This is a genomic window from Sphingosinicella sp. LHD-64 (assembly GCF_031157375.1).
Lineage (GTDB): Bacteria > Pseudomonadota > Alphaproteobacteria > Sphingomonadales > Sphingomonadaceae > Allosphingosinicella.
In genome coordinates this window covers 1,319,410-1,337,930 of sequence record NZ_JAVIFV010000001.1, presented here as the reverse complement: position 1 = coordinate 1,337,930, position 18,521 = coordinate 1,319,410, and the positions used below count along the sequence as shown (strand labels likewise).

22 protein-coding genes are annotated in these 18,521 nt (G+C 68.5%); 9 read left to right on the top strand and 13 right to left on the bottom strand.

Features of this window, described 5'->3' with window-relative positions; translation table 11 throughout:
- Positions 1 to 2: 2 nt before the first annotated feature.
- Entirely contained in the window at positions 3 to 326 is a 324-nt protein-coding gene (locus tag RCO27_RS06500; RefSeq protein ID WP_309001816.1) for a DUF1905 domain-containing protein, read from the bottom strand.
- 93 nt (positions 327 to 419) lie between these two features.
- On the opposite strand from RCO27_RS06500, the gene RCO27_RS06495 reads away from it, so the two are divergent.
- The 5 genes from RCO27_RS06495 to RCO27_RS06475 all read left to right on the top strand — a co-directional run bounded on the left by RCO27_RS06495 (position 420) and on the right by RCO27_RS06475 (position 3,373).
- Positions 420 to 977 (top strand): hypothetical protein, encoded by a 558-nt coding sequence (locus RCO27_RS06495; protein ID WP_309001815.1) that lies wholly within the window; start codon positions 420 to 422, stop codon positions 975 to 977.
- A 157-nt stretch (positions 978 to 1,134) separates the two neighbouring features.
- Complete coding sequence (locus tag RCO27_RS06490) at positions 1,135 to 1,563, top strand: GFA family protein (protein WP_309001814.1); 429 nt, start codon at positions 1,135 to 1,137, stop codon at positions 1,561 to 1,563.
- A 48-nt stretch (positions 1,564 to 1,611) separates the two neighbouring features.
- Positions 1,612 to 2,124, top strand: coding sequence for a hypothetical protein (locus RCO27_RS06485; RefSeq protein ID WP_309001813.1), 513 nt, complete (start codon positions 1,612 to 1,614; stop codon positions 2,122 to 2,124).
- Between the two features lie 116 nt (positions 2,125 to 2,240).
- Complete coding sequence (locus RCO27_RS06480) at positions 2,241 to 2,852, top strand: LysE family translocator (protein WP_309001812.1); 612 nt, start codon at positions 2,241 to 2,243, stop codon at positions 2,850 to 2,852.
- A gap of 17 nt (positions 2,853 to 2,869) precedes the next feature.
- Positions 2,870 to 3,373 (top strand): OsmC family protein, encoded by a 504-nt coding sequence (locus tag RCO27_RS06475; protein WP_309001811.1) that lies wholly within the window; start codon positions 2,870 to 2,872, stop codon positions 3,371 to 3,373.
- Here RCO27_RS06475 and gltX read toward each other — a convergent pair.
- Together gltX and RCO27_RS06465 are read right to left on the bottom strand one after the other, a co-directional pair.
- On the bottom strand, positions 3,370 to 4,707 hold the full coding sequence (gltX, locus tag RCO27_RS06470) for a glutamate--tRNA ligase (RefSeq protein ID WP_309001810.1): 1,338 nt from the start codon (positions 4,705 to 4,707) through the stop codon (positions 3,370 to 3,372). The two genes, RCO27_RS06475 and gltX, sit on opposite strands and share 4 nt — an antisense overlap.
- Positions 4,708 to 4,746: 39 nt before the next feature.
- Complete coding sequence (locus RCO27_RS06465; RefSeq protein ID WP_309001809.1) at positions 4,747 to 5,265, bottom strand: YcxB family protein; 519 nt, start codon at positions 5,263 to 5,265, stop codon at positions 4,747 to 4,749.
- Positions 5,266 to 5,374: 109 nt separating this feature from the next.
- Here RCO27_RS06465 and RCO27_RS06460 point away from each other — a divergent pair, with 109 nt between their 5' ends.
- Positions 5,375 to 6,310, top strand: coding sequence for a ribose-phosphate pyrophosphokinase (locus tag RCO27_RS06460; RefSeq protein WP_309001808.1), 936 nt, complete (start codon positions 5,375 to 5,377; stop codon positions 6,308 to 6,310).
- A 9-nt stretch (positions 6,311 to 6,319) separates the two neighbouring features.
- Here RCO27_RS06460 and RCO27_RS06455 read toward each other — a convergent pair whose 3' ends face one another.
- From RCO27_RS06455 to RCO27_RS06440, 4 genes are all read right to left on the bottom strand, one after another.
- Positions 6,320 to 7,498, bottom strand: coding sequence for a PQQ-dependent sugar dehydrogenase (locus RCO27_RS06455; protein WP_309001807.1), 1,179 nt, complete (start codon positions 7,496 to 7,498; stop codon positions 6,320 to 6,322).
- Between the two features lie 67 nt (positions 7,499 to 7,565).
- Entirely contained in the window at positions 7,566 to 7,997 is a 432-nt protein-coding gene (locus tag RCO27_RS06450; RefSeq protein ID WP_309001806.1) for a VOC family protein, read from the bottom strand.
- A gap of 64 nt (positions 7,998 to 8,061) precedes the next feature.
- Positions 8,062 to 8,925 carry a helix-turn-helix domain-containing protein gene (locus RCO27_RS06445; protein ID WP_309001805.1) on the bottom strand — a complete coding sequence of 288 codons (864 nt, stop codon included), beginning with the start codon at positions 8,923 to 8,925 and terminating at the stop codon, positions 8,062 to 8,064.
- 11 nt (positions 8,926 to 8,936) lie between these two features.
- Positions 8,937 to 9,350 (bottom strand): glyoxalase/bleomycin resistance/extradiol dioxygenase family protein, encoded by a 414-nt coding sequence (locus RCO27_RS06440; protein WP_309001804.1) that lies wholly within the window; start codon positions 9,348 to 9,350, stop codon positions 8,937 to 8,939.
- Between the two features lie 140 nt (positions 9,351 to 9,490).
- Between RCO27_RS06440 and rpmI the strand changes: the two genes are divergently transcribed.
- A complete protein-coding gene (rpmI, locus tag RCO27_RS06435; RefSeq protein WP_187715526.1) occupies positions 9,491 to 9,694 on the top strand; it encodes a 50S ribosomal protein L35 in 204 nt (67 codons plus the stop codon).
- Positions 9,695 to 9,708: 14 nt separating this feature from the next.
- Positions 9,709 to 10,068, top strand: a complete 360-nt coding sequence (gene rplT / locus RCO27_RS06430) for a 50S ribosomal protein L20 (protein ID WP_309001803.1) — start codon at positions 9,709 to 9,711, stop codon at positions 10,066 to 10,068.
- Here the strand turns inward: rplT and mdoH are convergent.
- From mdoH to aceA, 4 genes are all read right to left on the bottom strand, one after another.
- Entirely contained in the window at positions 10,025 to 11,956 is a 1,932-nt protein-coding gene (gene mdoH / locus RCO27_RS06425) for a glucans biosynthesis glucosyltransferase MdoH (protein ID WP_309001802.1), read from the bottom strand. The genes rplT and mdoH overlap by 44 nt on opposite strands.
- Positions 11,953 to 13,461, bottom strand: coding sequence for a glucan biosynthesis protein G (locus RCO27_RS06420; protein WP_309001801.1), 1,509 nt, complete (start codon positions 13,459 to 13,461; stop codon positions 11,953 to 11,955). The genes mdoH and RCO27_RS06420 overlap by 4 nt, the downstream gene beginning before the upstream one ends.
- Before the next feature lie 125 nt (positions 13,462 to 13,586).
- On the bottom strand, positions 13,587 to 13,784 hold the full coding sequence (locus RCO27_RS06415; protein ID WP_309001800.1) for a hypothetical protein: 198 nt from the start codon (positions 13,782 to 13,784) through the stop codon (positions 13,587 to 13,589).
- Positions 13,785 to 13,795: 11 nt separating this feature from the next.
- Positions 13,796 to 15,076 carry an isocitrate lyase gene (gene aceA / locus RCO27_RS06410; RefSeq protein WP_309001799.1) on the bottom strand — a complete coding sequence of 427 codons (1,281 nt, stop codon included), beginning with the start codon at positions 15,074 to 15,076 and terminating at the stop codon, positions 13,796 to 13,798.
- A 131-nt stretch (positions 15,077 to 15,207) separates the two neighbouring features.
- Between aceA and RCO27_RS06405 the strand changes: the two genes are divergently transcribed.
- Positions 15,208 to 16,611: a short-chain fatty acyl-CoA regulator family protein gene (locus RCO27_RS06405; RefSeq protein ID WP_309001798.1), complete on the top strand. Its 1,404-nt coding sequence runs from the start codon at positions 15,208 to 15,210 to the stop codon at positions 16,609 to 16,611.
- 324 nt (positions 16,612 to 16,935) lie between these two features.
- Here RCO27_RS06405 and RCO27_RS06400 read toward each other — a convergent pair whose 3' ends face one another.
- A complete protein-coding gene (locus RCO27_RS06400; RefSeq protein ID WP_309001797.1) occupies positions 16,936 to 17,403 on the bottom strand; it encodes a GreA/GreB family elongation factor in 468 nt (155 codons plus the stop codon).
- Positions 17,404 to 17,537: 134 nt separating this feature from the next.
- A complete protein-coding gene (locus RCO27_RS06395) occupies positions 17,538 to 18,479 on the bottom strand; it encodes a DUF5996 family protein (RefSeq protein ID WP_309001796.1) in 942 nt (313 codons plus the stop codon).
- Positions 18,480 to 18,521: the final 42 nt, after the last annotated feature.

Below are 18,521 nucleotides of genomic sequence, written 5' to 3'. Positions count from 1 at the left end.
GCTCAGACGATGCGGAGGCGCACCCGCACCGTCTCCCCGGCCACGATCCCCTCGCGCCGCCGGACCTCGGCCTTGACCGGCAGCAGGTAGCCGCCGGTCTCGCGGTGCGGGAAGAGCGAGGTGTGGAAGGCCATGCCGCCGATCGTCGCCGCGACGCGCACCGATCCGAAGCCCCGCGCCAGGCCCGCCGCCCGCGCCTCCATCGCTGCCGCGCGCACCTGATCCGCGGCGCCGCCGGTCACCCGGATGAAATGCCAGGATGCCGTCGCCGGCGGCTCGGGCGTCCACAGGAAGAGCGCGCTCTCGATGACGATGCCGTCGTCCACTGGTCTGCCTCCCGATCAGCCGTGCCGGAACGGCGGCGGCCCGAAAGTGTTGATGTCTTCAGGACCCAGTCGCTTTACGGGAAGGAGGCCGTCATGGCTCGCATCTTCCGCGCGTCCGCGCTCGCCGCCGCACTGCTCGTCGCCGCCTGCGCCACGCCCACACCCTATCAGCCGATCGGTGCGCCCGGCGCGCGCTCCTCCGGGGGCTTTGCCGAGCAGCGGATCGCCCGCAACCGCTGGCAGGTGAGCTTCGCCGGCAACAGCCTCACCTCGCGCCAGCGGGTCGAGACCTACCTCCTGTTCCGCGCTGCCGAGCTGACGCTGGAACAGGGCCATGACGGCTTCACCATTGTCGACCGCGTCACCGATCGCAATGTCGAGACCCGCGTCTACCGCGATCCGTTCCCGGGCGGCCCCTATGGCTGGTGGCGCCCGTCCTGGCGCTATCGCGGCGCCTGGGGCTGGCGGCGCTGGGACCCCTGGTTCGGCGATCCCTTCTGGGCCGACAATATCGACGTGCGCACCGTCCAGAGCTTCGAGGCGGTCGCCGAGATCCTGATGTATGACGGCCAGCGTCAGGGCCGCCGCGACTTCAACGCCCGCGAGGTCGTCGCCAATCTGGGGCCGACGATCGAGGTGCCGCGGGGTTGACCGCGCTCGTCACAAACTCCGTTCGCCCTGAGCTTGTCGAAGGGCTGCCTTTCTTGCTGGTGCAGGGGAAAAGGGCAAAGCTTCGACAAGCTCAGCCCGAACGGTGTTGAGATGAACCCCGCCTCGCCGCGCCGACACGGCTGTGGCACAAGCGGGCATGACCCAATCACCCGACGCCTCGACAATCCTTACCGGTGGCTGCCTCTGCGGCGCCGTCCGCTACCGCGCCACCGGTGCTCCCAACGCCACCTCGCTCTGCCATTGCGACTCCTGCCGTCGGGCGACCGGCGGACCGTCGCTCGCCTGGGCGATCTTCCCGGAGGAGGCGGTCGAGATCGTCGCCGGCACGCTCGCCATCTACGAATCGTCGCCCGGCGTCGAACGCGGCTTCTGCGCCCGCTGCGGCACGTCGCTCAGTTACACCCGCGCCAACCGCCCCGGCCTGTTCGATGTCACCACCGCTTCGCTCGATGACCCCGAGGCCTGCCCGCCGTCCAAGGAAATCTGGACCAGGGAGCGCCTCTCCTGGGAGGCGGCCAATCCCGCGCTCCCGCAATTCGCCCGCTTCAGCACGCCGGGGAGCTGACGCACATCCCCTCTCGCCGTCGCGGCGCACCGATGGCATGATCGGGTCATGCCGTTCCGCCGCCTGCGCCCCGCTTCCGCCCGGTCGATGCTCCGCGCTTTCCAGGCGATCCATCGCGGCGCGCCCGATCCCGGCTTCATGGCCGATCTCGCTTATGCGCAGCACAAGGATCTCGACCTGTCGGTCCGGATCGGCGCCCTGCTCGCCTTCGATGCGCTGCTCATTACCGCCGGCATCAACCCGCTCACCGCCTCGCCCGGCGCGCCCCTGAGCCTCGATGCGGCGAACCAGCCGTTCGAGGTCGTGCTGATCGGCCTCGGCGTGATCCTGCTCGCGGCCTCGTCGCTGCTCTGCGTGCGCGCGATCATGATCGGCGAGGAATTCTCGCCGGAAGGGATCGAGGACGATCCCGTCGCGCTCGCCCAGCGCCTGCTCGCCGCCTATGTCGCGTCGGTCGACGCCCAGAGCCGCCTCGTTGCCTGGGCGGCCCGCCTGACCGTGGCCGGCGGCGCCGTCACCATCCTCGGCTGCGCCTGGGTGCTGCTGCTCAAGATGGCGTGAGAGGGTGCCGACCAGCCCAAACTCCCCTTGATCTCCCGCCCGGAATCTCGTCCTCATCGGCATTGCTGGCCGCGCCCGCCGATCCTAGACCATCCGCCTCTGTCAGGAGGTCCACCATGACAACCACCGCCGCGATCGCCTACGCCGTCGCCTTGTTCATCGCCGCCGCCACGCCCGGCCCGGCGATGCTCGCCGTGCTCTCCACCGGCGTGGTCAGGGGCGCCCGTCCGGCGCTCGCCATGGGCCTTGGCGTCGCGATCGGCGACGTTGTCCTCGTCGGCCTCGCCATCCTCGGTCTCGCCGCCGCCGCCGCGGCGTTCGGCTGGCTGTTCGCCTTCGTCAAATATGCTGGTGCCGCCTGGCTCGTCTGGCTCGGCATCCGGATGTGGCGTGCGCCGGTCCAGCCGCTGGGCGACGCGGCGGCGCGCGAGCATCGCCTGTCGCGCCAGCTCTGGCTCGGCGGGGCGATCGCGCTCGGCAATCCCAAGGCGATCCTGTTCCATGCCAGCCTCATGCCGCTGCTGATGGACGTGACCCGGCTGACCCTCGCCGACGCGCTGGTGATCGCCGCCATAGTCTTTGCGGTGAACCTCCTGATCATGAGCGCTTATGCGCTGCTCGCCGGCCGCGCGGCGCGCTGGCTGCGCACGCCGGCGCGAATCCGGGCGGTGAACCGCGCCGCCGGCGGCACGATGGTCGGCGCCGGGGCCTTGATCGCGACGCGCTAGCGGCCGAGAAGGGCCGCATGGCCCTGAAACAGTTTGAGACCGCGGACAATGCAGTCGTCGCACGCCCGACCGGATTCGGCCGCTTCCAGGCGGAGATCGCAGTGCGCGGCGGCGTCATCCTCGCCGACGAGCCGGAGGCGGTCGGCGGTGGCGGCACGGGTCCGACGCCCTATGAGCTGCTCTCCGCCGCGCTCGCCGCCTGCACCGCGATGACGCTACGCCTCTATGCCGAGCGCAAGGGGTGGGAGCTGCCGCCCTTGAGCGTCGAGGTCGCCCACGTCCTGTTGCCGGGCACCGAGGGCGCGCCGCCGCGCGACCGCTTCAACCGGCTGATCGTGCTGGAGGGCGGCCTCGCGCCCGAACGGCGTGCGAAGCTGCTCGAGATCGCCGACAAATGCCCGGTCCACCGCACCTTCATGCGCGGCTTCGAGGTCGTGACCGACACCGGCTCGCCCGCCGAGCACATGCCCGGCGAGCCGGCCGAGCGTCACGAGCAGCAGATGCAGCAGGCGTTGACCTAGGCGCCCGCCGCCGCCCGCAGTCGCGCCACTGTCTCGTCCCTGCCGATCAGCGGCAACAGGGCCGCCATTTCCGGCCCGCTGTCCCGCCCGGTGAGCGCCCGGCGCAGCGGATGGAACAGGCTCTTGCCGGCGCGCCCGCTGGTGTCCTTGAGCCGTGCCACGAGCTGGGTCCAGGGCGCTGCCGCCCAGTCGATCGCCGCTGCGGCCTCTGCCGCTTCGGCGAGAAATGCGCGGTCCTCCGCGGGCGCCGCCTGCTCGACATGGCCGTGCAGGATCTCCCACCAGTCCGCTGCCTCGGCGACGGCCTTGAGGTTCGGCCGGAGCGCATCCCAGTCCGCCGCACCCATGCCCGCCGGAAGGCGCCCGGCGACACGTTCGAAGGGCAGCTGGTGCACGATCCGCGCACTCAGCGCCGCCAACTCGTCCATATCGAACCGCGCCGGCGCCCGCCCGAATGTCGCAAAATCGAACCCATCGATGAGCGGTCCCGCGTCGACGAACGCCTCGACCGGCAGCGACGTCCCGATCCGCGCCACTTTCGACACCATCGCCTCCGGCTCCACCCCCGCCTCGCGCATCGCGTCGACCCCGAGCGACCCCAGCCGCTTGGAAAGCTTGCCTTCCGATCCGGTCAGCAGCGCCTCGTGCGCGAAGACCGGGGGCGTCGCGCCGAGCGCCTCGAACATCTGGAGCTGGAGGCCGGTGTTGGTGACATGGTCCTCGCCGCGCACGACATGGGTCACCGCCATGTCGATGTCGTCGACGACGCTCGGCAGCATATAGAGCCAGCTCCCGTCCTCGCGCCGGATGACGGGATCGCTGAGCAGCGCCGGATCGAACTTCTGCGGCCCCCGGATCAGGTCGTCCCAGACAATCGGCGCTTCATGATCGAGCTTGAAGCGCCAGTGCGGCCGGCGCCCCTCGGCCTCCAGCTTTGCCCGCTCCGCCTCGGTCAGCGCCAGTGCCGCGCGATCATAGACTGGCGGCAGGCCGCGCCCGAGCAGCACCTTGCGCCTGAGATCCAGCTCCTGCGCCGTCTCATAGGCCGGATAGACCCGCCCGCTTGCGATCAGCTGCTGGAGCGCCGCCTCGTAGCGGCCGAAGCGGGCGGACTGGCGCTCCTCCGCGTCCGGCCTCAGCCCGAGCCAGGCGAGATCGGCCCGGATCGCCGCGACGAACGCCTCCTCGCTGCGTGCCCGGTCGGTGTCGTCGAGCCGGAGCAGGAAGCGCCCGCCGTTCTTCTTCGCCCACAGCCAGTTATGGACGGCCGCCCGGATGTTGCCGACATGGAGCCGGCCGGTCGGGGAGGGAGCGAAGCGGGTGACGACGGTCATCGCGCCCGCCTAGGCCCCCACCCGCAGGTCGACAAGCTTTCAGAGCTTCGGGGGTCCGGCACGCTCGAGATGTCCGCGCAGCGATATCAGCTGATCGGGCGGTAACGCCCGCTTCGGAATCCCGATATACAAGCGCTCGGACAGGAAGAGCATGAACAGCCTGTCATCCTCCAGCCAGCGATGGAATTCCGCCCAGTCCTGTCTGAAGCTGCCCCGTTCGGCGACGCTCTCAAAACCCTGGTCGTCCCAGGCGATCCGGTACTCGTCGGCGAGATTGCGCTGCTGGGCGAAGTTGCGGCGGGCGTAGCGAACGGCATAGAGCCGGTTCCCGAGCAGGATGAGGGCCAGGACCGCGAGCCCGATCACGAAGCCTCCCAGAGCGGACGGCCATATCGTCTTTCGATCGAGCATCGCCATCACCGCGCCCGTGCCCGCGCACCAGATGATCATGAACGTCGCGAAGAACAACGCCTTACGGCTGCGCAGCTGGGTGCGCTGAAAGGCGTGGTTCGCCGCGATGAGATCGGCCTCAGTGTATCGGAAGGTGGTTTGCCCCATGACCGGCACCCTAATTGGGACCGGGGCCCGAACAACACCCTTTTCGAGCGCGCCACGCCCGCCTAAGGGTGCGGCTTCACGAAACTGTCGCAGCCGGGGCTCTTGGCGCATGAAGTTGATGTCGGGCAATTCGAACGCGCCGCTGGTCCAGGCGATCGCCCAGTATCTCGAAATCCCGATCACCCAGGCGAGCGTGCGCCGCTTCGCCGACGAGGAGATTTTCGTCGAGATCCACGAGAATGTCCGCGGCGAAGACGTGTTCGTTGTCCAGTCGACCTCCTATCCCGCCAACGACAATCTCATGGAGCTTTTGATCTGCATCGATGCGCTGCGTCGCGCCTCGGCCAAGCGGATCACCGCGGTGATGCCCTATTTCGGCTATGCCCGGCAGGACCGGAAGCCCGGCCCGCGCACGCCGATCTCGGCCAAGCTGGTCGCCAACCTCCTGACCACCGCCGGCGCCAACCGCGTCCTCTCGGTCGACCTCCACGCCGGCCAGATCCAGGGCTTCTTCGACATCCCGACCGACAATCTCTACGGCGCTCCGGTCATGTCGGCGGATATCCAGGCGCGCTTCGCCGGCAAGCCGATCACCGTCGTGTCGCCGGACGTCGGCGGCGTGGTTCGCGCCCGCGCGCTCGCCAAGCGGCTCGACAACGCCCCGCTCGCCATCGTCGACAAGCGCCGCGAGCGGGCCGGCGAATCCGAGGTGATGAACATCATCGGCGACGTCGAGGGCCGCTTCTGCATCCTGATCGACGATATCGTCGATTCGGCCGGCACTTTGTCCAACGCCGCCGCGGCCCTCAAGGAAGGCGGCGCGACGGACGTGGTCGCCTATTGCACTCACGGCGTCCTCTCCGGCGCGGCGGTGACCCGGGTCGAGGGCTCGGTGCTGCACGAGCTCGTCATCACCGACTCGATCGCCGCCTACGAGGCCGCGGACGCCACCGACAAGATCCGCATCCTGACGATCGCGCCGCTGCTCGCCGAGGCGATCAAGCGGATCGCCGATGAAAGCTCCGTCTCCAGCCTGTTCGACTGAGCTCAGCGCTCAACCAGGCGGCGATCCTCGCGGCGCGAGCCGTATGAGCCGCCCGGCTGATGGATCGTCCCCGCCGCCGCCGTCTTCCAGGAGCCAGACCGCGCCGTCGGGCCCCTGTTCGACCTCGCGCAGGCGGGCGTTCAGGGGGAAGCGCTCGGCTTCGCAGATCGTGCGGAAGGCCAGGGTGCACTGGAAGGTGACGCGGATCAGGGCCTTGGAAGTCAGCCCGGCGAGCAGGGCCGAGCCGCGCCATTCGGGGAACAGGTCGCCGGAATAGAAGATCATGCTCGTGGGCGAAATGACGGGATTCCAATAGGCTTCGGGGGCGCGGAGATCGGGACGGGTGTCGTGGCCCGGGATGTCGCCGCCGCGATAGTTGTCGCCATAGGAGACGAGCGGCCAGCCATAGTTCAGGCCGGGCTCGATCCTCTGGAGCTCGTCACCGCCGGTGGGTCCCATTTCGGTCTCCCACAGCTCGCCTTGCGCGTTGAAGGCGATGCCGACCAGGCTGCGATGGCCGTAGGACCAGATCTCGGCGGTCGCGCCGCCCTGGCTGTACATCGGATTGCCGGGCGCGGCCCGACCGTCGGGGGTCAGGCGTAGCACAGCGCCAAGATTGTCGCTGTTGTCCTGGGCGGTCTCGGGCATCCAGCGATCGCCCGAGGTGACGAACAGATGCTGGCCGTCCGGCGAGAAGGCCATGCGATAGGAGTAATGACGCTCCTGCGCCACCTTGGGGGTCTGGCGCCACAGCACCTCGAAGCCCTCCAGCCGCAGCGTCTCCGGGTTCAGGCGGCCGCGGCCCATGGCGGCGCCGCTCGTGCCGCCTTCGCCGGCTTCGGCCCAGGTCAGATAGACCAAGCCGTTTTCCGCAAAGCTCGGGTGCAGCACCACGTCGCCCAAACCGCCATGAACGTTGTAGACGACCGGGGGCACGCCGCTGATCGCCCGCGAGACCTGACCCTCCCGGGTCACCAGATGCAGAGTCCCGCGCTTCTCCGTGACCAGCATCCGCCCGTCAGGCAGGAAGGTCATCGCCCAGGGTTCCGCCAGGTCGGCCACCAACTCGGCGTTGAATGGCGGGCCCACGTCGATGGCGCGGCCTCGTTGCTGGGCGGCGGCAGGAACGGCTAGGACGCCAACAGCGAGGGCGGTGGTCAGAACGCTGTAGAATCGCGTGCCGCGCATTGACGAGTCTCCCCTCAATATTTGCACGCCAGTCATAGACTGCGGGCCCGGCCCGGAAAGAGCCAAATTAAGCGCCGGGTTCGGCCCAGGGATCGTAGCTGCCGAAGTTCCAGACATAGCCTCCGGGATCGCGGGCATCGTAGCTGCGGCCGGGATAGCCGGGATTGTCGTGCGGGGCCGTGACGATCTCGGCGCCCGCCGCCCTGGCGCGGTCGTGGTGCGCGTCGGGATCGGCGACGAAAGCGGCGATGCAGGAAGTGATGCCGCCCGCCTCGGCCACCGTCTTCCAGCCGTAGCGTTCGACATATTCGCCCGGCCTTGCCGAACCCAGCATCACCATCGAGCTGCCGAGGGTGAGCTGGGCGTGGTGGACGATGCCGGGATCCTGTTCGTCGGTGTAGACCGCGTGGCGGGCAAAGCCGAAGGCCTCGCACAGGAAGTCGATCGCGGCCGGCGCGTCGTCGTAGCGCAGACAGGGGAAGATGACGGCATTGCTCATGGTCTTGCTCCTTTCGTCTGCCGGATAGGCGGATCGCGGGGCCGTTTCTTGTATCGTTGTTACCTCAATCGTGGCGCACGCCGCCGCCGCCGGGGATCAGCCGCGTGCGCAGCTCGCCGGGCGTCATGTCGGCGAAGGCGCGCACGTCGCGGGCGAGATGGGCCTGGTCGACGAAGCCGCAGTCCGCCGCCAGGCCGGCGAGGCCGTCGTCCGGCCTGGCGGCAATGGCGGCGGCGAATCGCTCGAACCGGGCGATGCGGCGATAGCGGTCGGGCGAGACGCCGGTCGCGTCGCGGAAGCGCTGGATGAAATGCTTGCGGCTCCAGCCGATCTCGGCGGCGAGCTTCGAAGTCAGCGGGCCGACCGCGGAGGCGAGGTGCGGCATCGCCCAGGGGACCGACCGGTCCGTCTCCTGCGCGTCCGCGAATCGCCGTGCAAAGAAGGCGTCGAGCAGGTCGAACCGGGCTTCGGCATTCACCGCGTCGCAAAGCGCATTGCCGAAATCGTCGGCGCCCCGGCCGATGAGGTCGCGCAGCGGCGCCACGCAGTTGGCAATCTCGGCCACCGGCGCGCCGGTTACTGTCGCCATGCTGGCGAGCGGCATGAAAACATGGATGCCGGCTTGCGGGCCGAGGCCGCGCGACAATGAAGTCGCATCGGAAATGCCGCCGACGAACGCCTCGCCGGCTCGGACCGTGACCACGCGGCCATCAGCGCCGGTAATCTCCAGCGGCGCGGCGAGCGCGTAGATCAGCACGACTTCGGTCGTGGCGAGCTCGCGCCGGGCGGCAAAGCTCGCAATCTCCTCCCAATAGTCGGAATAGCGGCCGATCCGTCCGCGCAGCTCAGGGGACGGCGCAGCATCGACCATCTCCCAGCGGTCGACGCCGTCATCGTGCCGTCGCACCGAGATCGGGCGCGGGTCCATCGGGCGGGTGTTCAGGCCTTGACCGGTGCGCCGATCGACCAGCGGAAGCCGAACGGGTCGCGGACCTGGCCGTAGCGGTCGCCCCAGAACTGGTCGTCGAGCGGCAGCACGATCTCGGCGCCCGCGTCCACCGCCCGGGCCCAGGCGGCGTCGGCATCCATTACCTGCAGATGCAGGGTGAGGCTGCCCGGCGCGGTCTCGCCGCCGCTATATTCGGGGAAGTCGTCATTGAGCATCAGGTGGCCGCCATTGAGCAGCAGATGGGCATGCATGATCCGCTCGCCGTCGTCGGCCTTGACCGGATCCATCGCCGTCTCGGCGCCGAACGCCGCTTTGTAGAATTCCACGGCCTCGGCGGCGCGCTTGTCGCGGATGGTGAGATGGGCGGTGACGCCGCCGGCTGGACCCTGTTCCTCGTGCGCCATCGACTTAGCTCCCTTGCAAGAATCGCCGGAGCCGCTTATAGGCGCGCGCTTTCCAGATTGGTGGAAAAACGAACCGCCTGGCGACAAGGGCTGCCATGGCTGTTCTCGAATGTCGGACAAGCGCCGAAAAAGGAGACGAAATGCCCAAGCTCAAGACCAAGAGCGGTGTGAAGAAGCGCTTCAAGCTCACCGCGACCGGCAAGATCAAGCACGGCGTCGCCGGCAAGCGGCACCGGCTGATCAGCCACAATGCCAAGTATATCCGCCAGAACCGCGGCACCGACGTGCTCGCCGACGCCGATACGGCGCGGGTGAAGCTCTGGGCGCCCTACGGCCTGAAATAAGGGAGTACTGAGGCATGTCACGCATCAAGCGCGGCGTCACGACGCGCGCCAAGCACAAGCGGATCCTGGAACAGGCGAAGGGCTATTACGGCCGCCGCAAGAACACGATCCGCATCGCCCGCCAGGCGGTCGAGAAGGCCGGCCAGTACGCCTATCGCGACCGCAAGGTGAAGAAGCGGACCTTCCGCGGCCTGTGGATCCAGCGCATCAACGCCGGCGTCCGGGCCGAGGGTCTGACCTACAGCCAGTTCATGCACGGCCTGAAGCTGGCCGGCGTCGAGCTGGACCGCAAGGTCCTCGCCGACATCGCGATGCACGAAGGCGACGCCTTCAAAGCGATCGTAGCGCAAGCGAAAGCGGCCCTGCCGGCCTGACCAGGTCATAGCCGCGACGAATCAGCGGGCGTGGGGCCAATTCCCCGCGCCCGTTTTCGTTTGGCCGCGGCTCGGGGCGCTTGACCGATACGACGCGCAGCGGGCGCGGCAGGTCGACCGCATCGTTGGGCGACAGGAACAGGCCGTGGCGGGCGAACCAGTCGCCGGCATCTCCGCGCGAGGTCGCCATGCAGATGAAGGGCGCCGCGACGAGCCCGATCGCGACCGGTGCGACCCAGCCGATCGACTGGCCGGCCGCGATCGCGGCGGTGGCGAGCAGGACGCCGACGAGGACGTGCGGTGCATAGAAGCGGGCCGCTTCGCCGAACGTGATCCCGTCCACCTGACGGCGCTGCGCCGACCAGCCCGAGCTGCGGCCGCGCAGGATATCGACCACCACGATCGTTTGGGTCATCATCACCATCGGCGCCAGCAGCATGGCGAGCGGGATCTCGATCGCGGTGCTCACCAGGACGCGGCGGGCGCCACCGAACGTGGCACGCCGCACGGGATCGGCGAGCGTCCAGGCGAGGCCGAGCAGCTTCGGCCCGAACAGCAGGACCAGGGTCACGAAGATCGTCACCTCGCCCACGGGCAAATGGTTCCAGTCCGAGCCGGTGCCGAGACTGGCGGCGATGCCGGCGATGAGCAGCAGCAGCCACATCGGCGAGGTGAAATAGGCCGAGCAACCCATCAACAGCTGCAGCCGGCTGACCCAGTGAAAGCCGCGGGCGTTGAGCAGCCGGACATGCTGGGCGTTGCCCTGGCACCAGCGCCGGTCGCGGATCGCGTGGTCGATCGTCGACGGTGGCGTCTCCTCGTAGCTCCCCGGGAGATCGACCATATGCACGGCCCAGCCCGACCGGCGCAGCATCGCGGCCTCGACCAGGTCGTGGCTGAGGATCGGGCCGCCGAGCGGTTCGGGTCCGGGCAGCGAAGGCAGGCCGCAGGATTCGGCGAAGGCGCGGGTGCGCACGATCGCATTGTGGCCCCAGAAGCCGGCTTCCGCCCCGGACCACCAGATGAGGCCGGCGGTGCCGATCGACCCGTAGAGGCTGGAGGTGAACTGCTGCCAACGCGCGAAGAGTGTCCGCGCGCCGACGATCCGCGGCACGGTCTGGATCAGGCCGACGCGGGGGCGCCGCTCCATCGTCGCCGCCAGCCGGACGATGGTGCGGCCATCGACCAGGCTGTCGGCGTCGAGCACGAACATATGCTCATAGGCGTCGCCGAACCGACCGATCCATTCGGCGATGTTGCCGGGCTTGCGCCCGACATTCTTCGGCCGGAGGCGGTAGTAGAGGCGGACCGGGAAGCGTTCGCGCATACGCAGATAGGCCGCGCGTTCCGCCTTGCGGGCCTCGGGCCGGGTGCTGTCGCTCAGGATGAACATGTCGAACATGGCGCCCTGGCCGGTCGCGGCGAGCTGATCGGCCATCCGCCGCAGGCGCGCCAGCACCTCCTCGATATCCTCGTTGTAGACCGGGCTGAGAACGGCTGTGCGGTGGCGCAGGCGCCCGATGGGCGAGATCGCGATCGTATCATGCTGCGCGGCGCCGATCATGCACAGGAAGCCGGCGACCGCGCTGACGAAGGACAATGCGATCCAGGCGAAGAGGGGCGTGAAGATCATGATCAGCAGCGTCTCGCGCAAGTCGATCCCGTCCATCGCCGCGAAGCCCGCCATGCGGGTGCTGGCGATGATCGTCACCAGCAGGGTGGTACCGATCATGATCGCGCGGCGGATGCCGATGTTGAGCGGCGAGGTGGGCAGCGGCGCGGTCCGGGGCGGACGCGCCCTGAAATCCTGCACCGGCATGTCGAGCGGCGCTTCAGGCGGCAGAACCTCGAGAATGTCGCCGTCGAGCTGGCTCCACGGCCCGGTCATGACGGCCACCGCATCAGCCAGGTCTCGCCGACCGGCGTGCCGCCGGGGGCGAGATTCAGGCGCAGGTCCGCAGTACCCGAGGCCGGTGGCGCGAAGGCGAAGCTGGCGCGCGCCAACCCACCGGGAATGATCTCGAGACGCGCATCGCTGATCGTGCCGGCGCTCGCCGAAACAACTGGGCTCAAGCTGTTCAACTCCCCCGCATTGCGGTCGGGCTCGTAATCGACCGCATAGAAACGGGTATTTTCGGTTTGGTTGCCGGCGAAACGAGCCCCGGTTCTGGTGGCTTTAACTCGCAACGGCGGATTTGGTGCCACGGCCGCATTGCCCCAGTGCAGACGGTAGGCGAGGCGAACCTCGCGGCGGGCCGGCCAGGGGGCCGCCGGACGCCAGAAGGCGGCGACATTGTCATGATATTCGTTCTCGGTCGGAATCTCGAGGAGTTGGACGCTGCCGCGACCCCAGTCGCCGAGCGGCTCGACCCAGAGATTGGGACGCTGGTGATAATGCGCCTCCGCGTCCTCGAAATCGGCGAAATCGCGCGACCGCTGCATCAGGCCGAAACCCTTCGGCGATTCGTCGGCAAAGGCGCTGATCGCCAGCGCTGTGGGGTTGCCGAGCGGCCGCCACAGCCGCTCGTCGCGCCCGGTCCAGATTTCGAGGCCGTCGGAATCGTGCACCGCGGGGCGGTAGTCGTCGAAGCGGCGCGCGCTGGCAGATCCGGAGCGGAACATGCTGCTCATCGGCGCCACGCAGGCGGCGCCGAGCGCGACGCGCGGATAGAGGCGCGCAGCGATGTCGAAACGCGTCATCTCTCCGGGGCGGATGTTCATATGATAGGCGCCGGCGACGCTCGGCCCGTCGAGCAAGGCATGGACGCGCAGGCTGCCGTCCGCTGCCGGGCGCTCGATCCAGAAGGCGCGGAAGACCGGGAATTCCTCCGCCGGGCCGCCGGTTCCGAGTGCGAGACCGCGGGCGGAGAGGCCGTAGAGGCTGCCCCGTCCGAGCGCGCGGAAATAGCTAGCGCCCTGGAACACCGCGATCTCGTCGATGAGGCCCGGGCGATTAAGCTCGCCCAGCAACCGAAAGCCCGAGAATCCGAACTCCGGATCGGTCGGCAGCCGCACGCCCGCCGGCACCTCGGCATAGGCGGCGGGATCGAACGGGATCGGCTGCGCCTGTCCGCCATCCACGGTCGAAAGCTCGATCCGGTCGCGGTAGAGCGGGCCGCCGCGCGGCATCGGTTCGAGCTGGATCGGGCTGTCGGGGAAGATCAGGCGGCTTCGCGCCGGCCTCAGGCCGCGATAGCCGTCATAGCCGATCCCGGCGAGATCGGCCGGCACATCGGTGCTGGGCGCCTGATAGGGCGCGCCGGCGAGGCGGCGCGCGATCCGGTCGACCTCCGCGGCCGAGAACGGCGTCGCCGCGCGGACGGCCTTGGCGGGCAGGCCGAGAACGGCCCCCACGGCCGCGCCGAGCAGGATATCGCGTCGTGCAAAAAGCATGGACGGCGCTTAGCCACGGGAAAGATGAACGCCGCCCGAAATGGGCCGCAAAGCCGATGGACGGCGCAAAAAGCGGGCCGAGCCGACATGCGGCCCGGCCCAGTGCTGCCACCCTCTCCTGGCTTTTAGTGCACGGTCTCCGCCGCGATCGAATAGCGGGTGTTGGCCGGGTCGGTGCCCGGGCTGTAGGTCAGGCGCATCCATTCGTTGCGGGCCTTGCCTTCGCAATCGAACGGGCCGGCCATCGTCTCGCTGCCGGGGATCAGGGTGCGGAAGTCCGGGTCCTCATATTCTCCCCCGACGATCCAGTAACGCATGGTCATCTCGGGCCTCCTCAAGCGGCTTCTTTGGTGAACTGGTCGGCCTCGGTCGATTCGGCGAGCGCCGTGGTCGACGAATTGCCGCCGGCAAGGGTGGTCGCGACGAGATCGAAATAGCCGGTGCCGACCTCGCGCTGGTGGCGCGTCGCGGTGTAACCCGCCGCCTCGCTGGCGAACTCGGCCTGCTGCAGCTCGGAATAGGCGGCCATGCCGCGATCCCGGTAACCGCGAGCCAGCTCGAACATGCCGTGGTTGAGCTGGTGGAAGCCGGCCAGGGTCACGAATTGGAACTTGTAGCCCATCGCGCCCAGCTCGCGCTGGAATCTGGCGATCGTCTCCTTGTCGAGCTTCGCCTCCCAGTTGAAGCTGGGCGAGCAATTATAGGCCATCATCTTGCCCGGATAGGCCTTCTGCACCGCCTCGGCGAAGCGCCTCGCATCCTCCAGATTCGGGTGGCTTGTTTCCCACCACAAGAGATCGGCGTGCTCCGCGAAGGCGATGCCGCGCTTGATGCAGTGATCGACGCCGGTACCCTCTTTCAAGCGGAAGAAGCCCTCTGGCGTGCGCTCGCCGGTCAGGAACTCGCGATCGCGCTCGTCGACGTCCGAGGTGATGAGCTTCGCGCTCTCCGCGTCGGTGCGGGCGACGAGGATCGTCGGCACGCCGCAAACGTCGGCGGCCAGGCGCGCGGCATCAAGATTGCGGATATGGGCCTGGGTCGGGATCAGCACCTTGCCGCCCAGATGGCCGCATTTCTTCTCGGAGGCGAGCTGGTCCTCGTAATGCACCCCGGCGACACCGGCCGCGATATAGGCCTTCATGATCTCGAAGCAGTTGAGCGGCCCGCCGAACCCGGCCTCGGCATCGGCGACGATCGGCGCCAGCCAGTCGCGGGTGACGCCGCCCTCGCTATGCTCGATCTGGTCGGCGCGCAGCAGCGCGTTGTTGATCTTGCGGGCGAGTTCCGGGCCGGCATTGGCCGGATAGAGCGATTGATCGGGATACATCGCGCCCGCCGTGTTGGCGTCGGCCGCGACCTGCCAGCCGGAGAGGTAGATGGCCTTCAGGCCGGCGCGGACCTGCTGCATCGCCTGATTGCCGCTCATCGCGCCCAGCGCGTTGATGTAGTCCTCGGTCTGGAGCAGCTCCCAGAGGCGGTTGGCGCCGCGGCGGGCGAGGCTGTGCTCGATCGGCACCGAGCCGCGAAGCCGCGCGACCTCGGCCGGGGTGTAGGGCCGGGTGATGCCGTCGAAACGGCCGGTCGGGGCGGGGACGAGATCGGCGAAATCGGTCATCGGTCGAATCCAAAAAGTCAGTCAAAGGTCAGGCCAAGAACCACGAAGGCGCCCGTCTGGCAGCAGGGAAAGAGGTCGTGAAGTCGTGTTACGACTTGCGACTTTTGTAAAATCATGACAATTCTACAGATATGGCGGAACGAAAGCTGTATCTGGGTGGGCGCCTGCGGCGACTGCGCCGCGAGCTGGGGCTGAACCAGAACGCGATGGCGGGCGAGATCGGCGTGTCGCCCTCCTATCTCAACCATATGGAGCGCAACCAGCGGCCGGTGACGGCGCAGGTGCTGCTGCGTTTGAGCGAGGCCTATGACCTCGACCTCAAAACCTTCGCCGCCGAGGGCGCGGACGGGACGGGGCCGGATGAGCTCGGCGAGATCTTCGCCGATCCGATGTTCGCCGATCTCGGCATCCCGCGCTACGAGCTGGTCGAGATCGCCAACAGCGCGCCCGCCGTGGCGGATGCCGTGTCACGGCTGTATGCGGCTTATGCCGAGCTGAGGCGGCGTCCGGCGGACGGCGACGTCGCAGCGCCGACCCTGACACCGGAAAGCTGGGTGCGCGATTTCATCCAGGCGCAGCGCAACCATTTCCCCTATATCGAGGACGCGGCGGAGACGCTGGCCGGGGCGCTTGGCGATCCGCTCGCCATCGCCGAGCCGTTGCGGCGGCGCCTCAGGGAGGCGTTCGGAATCGAGGCACGGGTGGTGCCGCCCGAGCTGCTCGACGGGGCGAGCCAGCATTACGATCTGCACCGCAAGCGCCTGATGCTCTCGGCGCTGCTGCGCGCCGAGAGCCGGACCTTCGCGATCGCCTACCAGCTGGCCCTGATCGAGTTCCGGCCGCTGCTCGAGCGGATGATCGAGGCCGCCGCGCCGCCGGACGCGCCGACCCGGCGGCTCTTGCACATGAGCCTCGCCAATTATGCGGCGGGCGCGATCATGATGCCCTATGCGCCCTTCCTGAAGGCGGCGGAGCAGCACCTTTACGATATCGACCGCCTCTGCGCCGAGTTCGGCGCGAGCGTCGAGCAGGTCGCGCACCGGCTGACCACGCTGAATCGCAGCGGCGCGCGCGGCATTCCCTTCTTCATGCTGCGCGTCGATGCGGCCGGCAACGTCTCGAAGCGCTTCGCCGGCGAAAGCTTCCCCTTCTCGCGTTTCGGCGGCACCTGTCCGCGCTGGAACCTGCATTCGGCCTTCCAGACGCCCGGCCGAGTGGTCACGCAAGTGGTCGAGACGCCGGACGGCCAGCGCTATTTCACCATCGGCTGCACCGTCGACCGCTCGGTCCGGCTCGACCCGCGCGAGGACAGCAAGCTCGCCATCGGCCTCGGCTGCGACCTCAGGCACGCGGCCCGCATCGCCTACGCCGCCGGCCTCGACCTCGCCGCCCCCTACGTCACCCCGATCGGCCCCGCCTGCACCCTCTGCCCCCGCGCCCGCTGCCCCCAGCGCGCCGCCGCGCCCGCCGGGCGGACCCTGACCGTGCAGGAGACGCGGAAGACGATCTCGCCCTATCCGTTTCTGGGGGGATAGCAGTCGGCATGACGCTTGGTCGCGAAAGCGAATTCAAAGTCTGGACCGAGGGAGATTCAGTCGTTTGCCTTTCGCCGGGTGGCGCAGCTCTTCGACTTCGGATCCCCGATCTCGAAGCAGTCTATTTCACCACTGGTGATGGCCCTTATGATCCAGATTGGTGGATACTCGAGGGAGCCTTGTCGGCTATCGATATCTGCTTCCCTCTCGGCTCGACCGGAGAAGCCGAGGTTTTAGCGCGTCTTGGTCAGCTTCCGGGCTTCGAAGTGCGAGGTATGAACGGCGTAGTTCCGGAACGGCATGCCTGCTGGCAGAAGCAGGCGCCTAATTCTCGATCGATTCGACGCTCATCACCTCGATCGCGTTCGCCTTCCCGTTGAAGCCGGCGAAATCGCCGGGGCCGGTACCGATCAGCGCCCGGGCGAGCGGGGCGGAGAAGGCGATCTTGCCCGCGGCAGGATCGGCCTCATCGTCGCCGACGACGTCGATAGTGCGCTGCTGCCCGTTCAGGCGGAAGGTGACGCGGCTGCCGAAGGCGACCTCATCCGCGGGCGGCGGTGGCGCGAGTTCGGCGGTGACGAGGCGGGTGCGCCAGTAGCGCAGGGTGCGCTGCTTGTCCGCCAGCGCGGCTTCGTCGGTTTCGGCGGCGACTTCGGCTTCGAGGGCCGCGACCATGTCTTCGGCCTGTCTGAGGCCGGAGGCGGTGACGAGATTGGGGCCTGGCGGGAGCGGCAGCTCAAACCGGGGTTCCTTATGCTCCTCGTCGCTCTCGCGGCGGAAGGCGACGCTCACCTGTCCATCTCCTTCATCCTGAAGCCATATTCGTCATGCTGACGAAAGTCAGCAGCCATGAACGCGACCGGTGCCGGTCCGTATCCCACGGTGTTCATGGATCCCGGATCAAGTCCGGGATGACGATGGTGGTTTCAGACGGCGCGGGGAATGCCGGGGTGGCCGGTGGCGCATTCGAGCGCGGCACGGTCCCAGCCGGCCAGGTCGGCAGCAGCGGCATAGGTGCTGTCGAGGAAGGCGAGCAGCGCCGCGTCGGGGTCCGGGGCAGTGCGGACGGCTTCATAGTCGAGGATGAACTCGCCCAAGGTCGTGTCGAACCGCGCGGCCTCGGGCGCAACCTTTGCCGCGGCGAAGCCGTCCGGGGTGGGATAGGCATAGGAATAGAAGAAGGGGCCGCCCGGGCCGCCGGCGCCGCCGGGCCAGAAGCCGGCGCTCGACACTTCGTGGCTGTAGGCCTCGCGGGTGACATCGTCGGGGAGGTTGGGGATGCCGCCGGGATGACGCGGCGCCGTCCGGCCGGAAAAGCGGGTCACGGCAAGATCGAAGCTGCCCCAGAAGAAATGGACCGGGCTGACCTTGCCGAGGAAGGACGAACGGAAGAGCCGGAAGACGCGGTCGGCCGAGAGCAGGGCGCCGAGCAGCCGGCGGGCGCTGGCCGGATCGTAGGTGCGTGGGGCGGTGTCCTCGTCGAAGGGGATGGCCGGATCAATCTCGTTGGGCGCGGCATGGATGGCGATGTCGTGGCCGGCCGCCTTCAGCAGATCGAACACGCTCCGGTGGAAGTCGGCGACGCTCATCGAGGCGAGCGGCGCCGTGGCGCGGCCGGAAGTGTCTTCGTAGACGATCTGATGACCGGCAAGGTCGAACGCCAGCGTGAACGTCCCGCCCTCGGCATGGACCGGCTCGGTCGAAAGGCCGCGCGGGCCGACATGGAGGGTGAGGTGCCAGCCATGGTTGCGCCAGGGCAGGACCGCGGTCGGCACCTTGCCGATCACCTGGCTGAACAGGTGCAGGGCGGCGATGGTCGGGCCGTCGCGTTCGGCCGACAGCGCCGGCCACCGGGGATCGTTCGCCATATGCGATTCCATGCGCTGTGAGCGCCCTTCGCTAGACGGCTT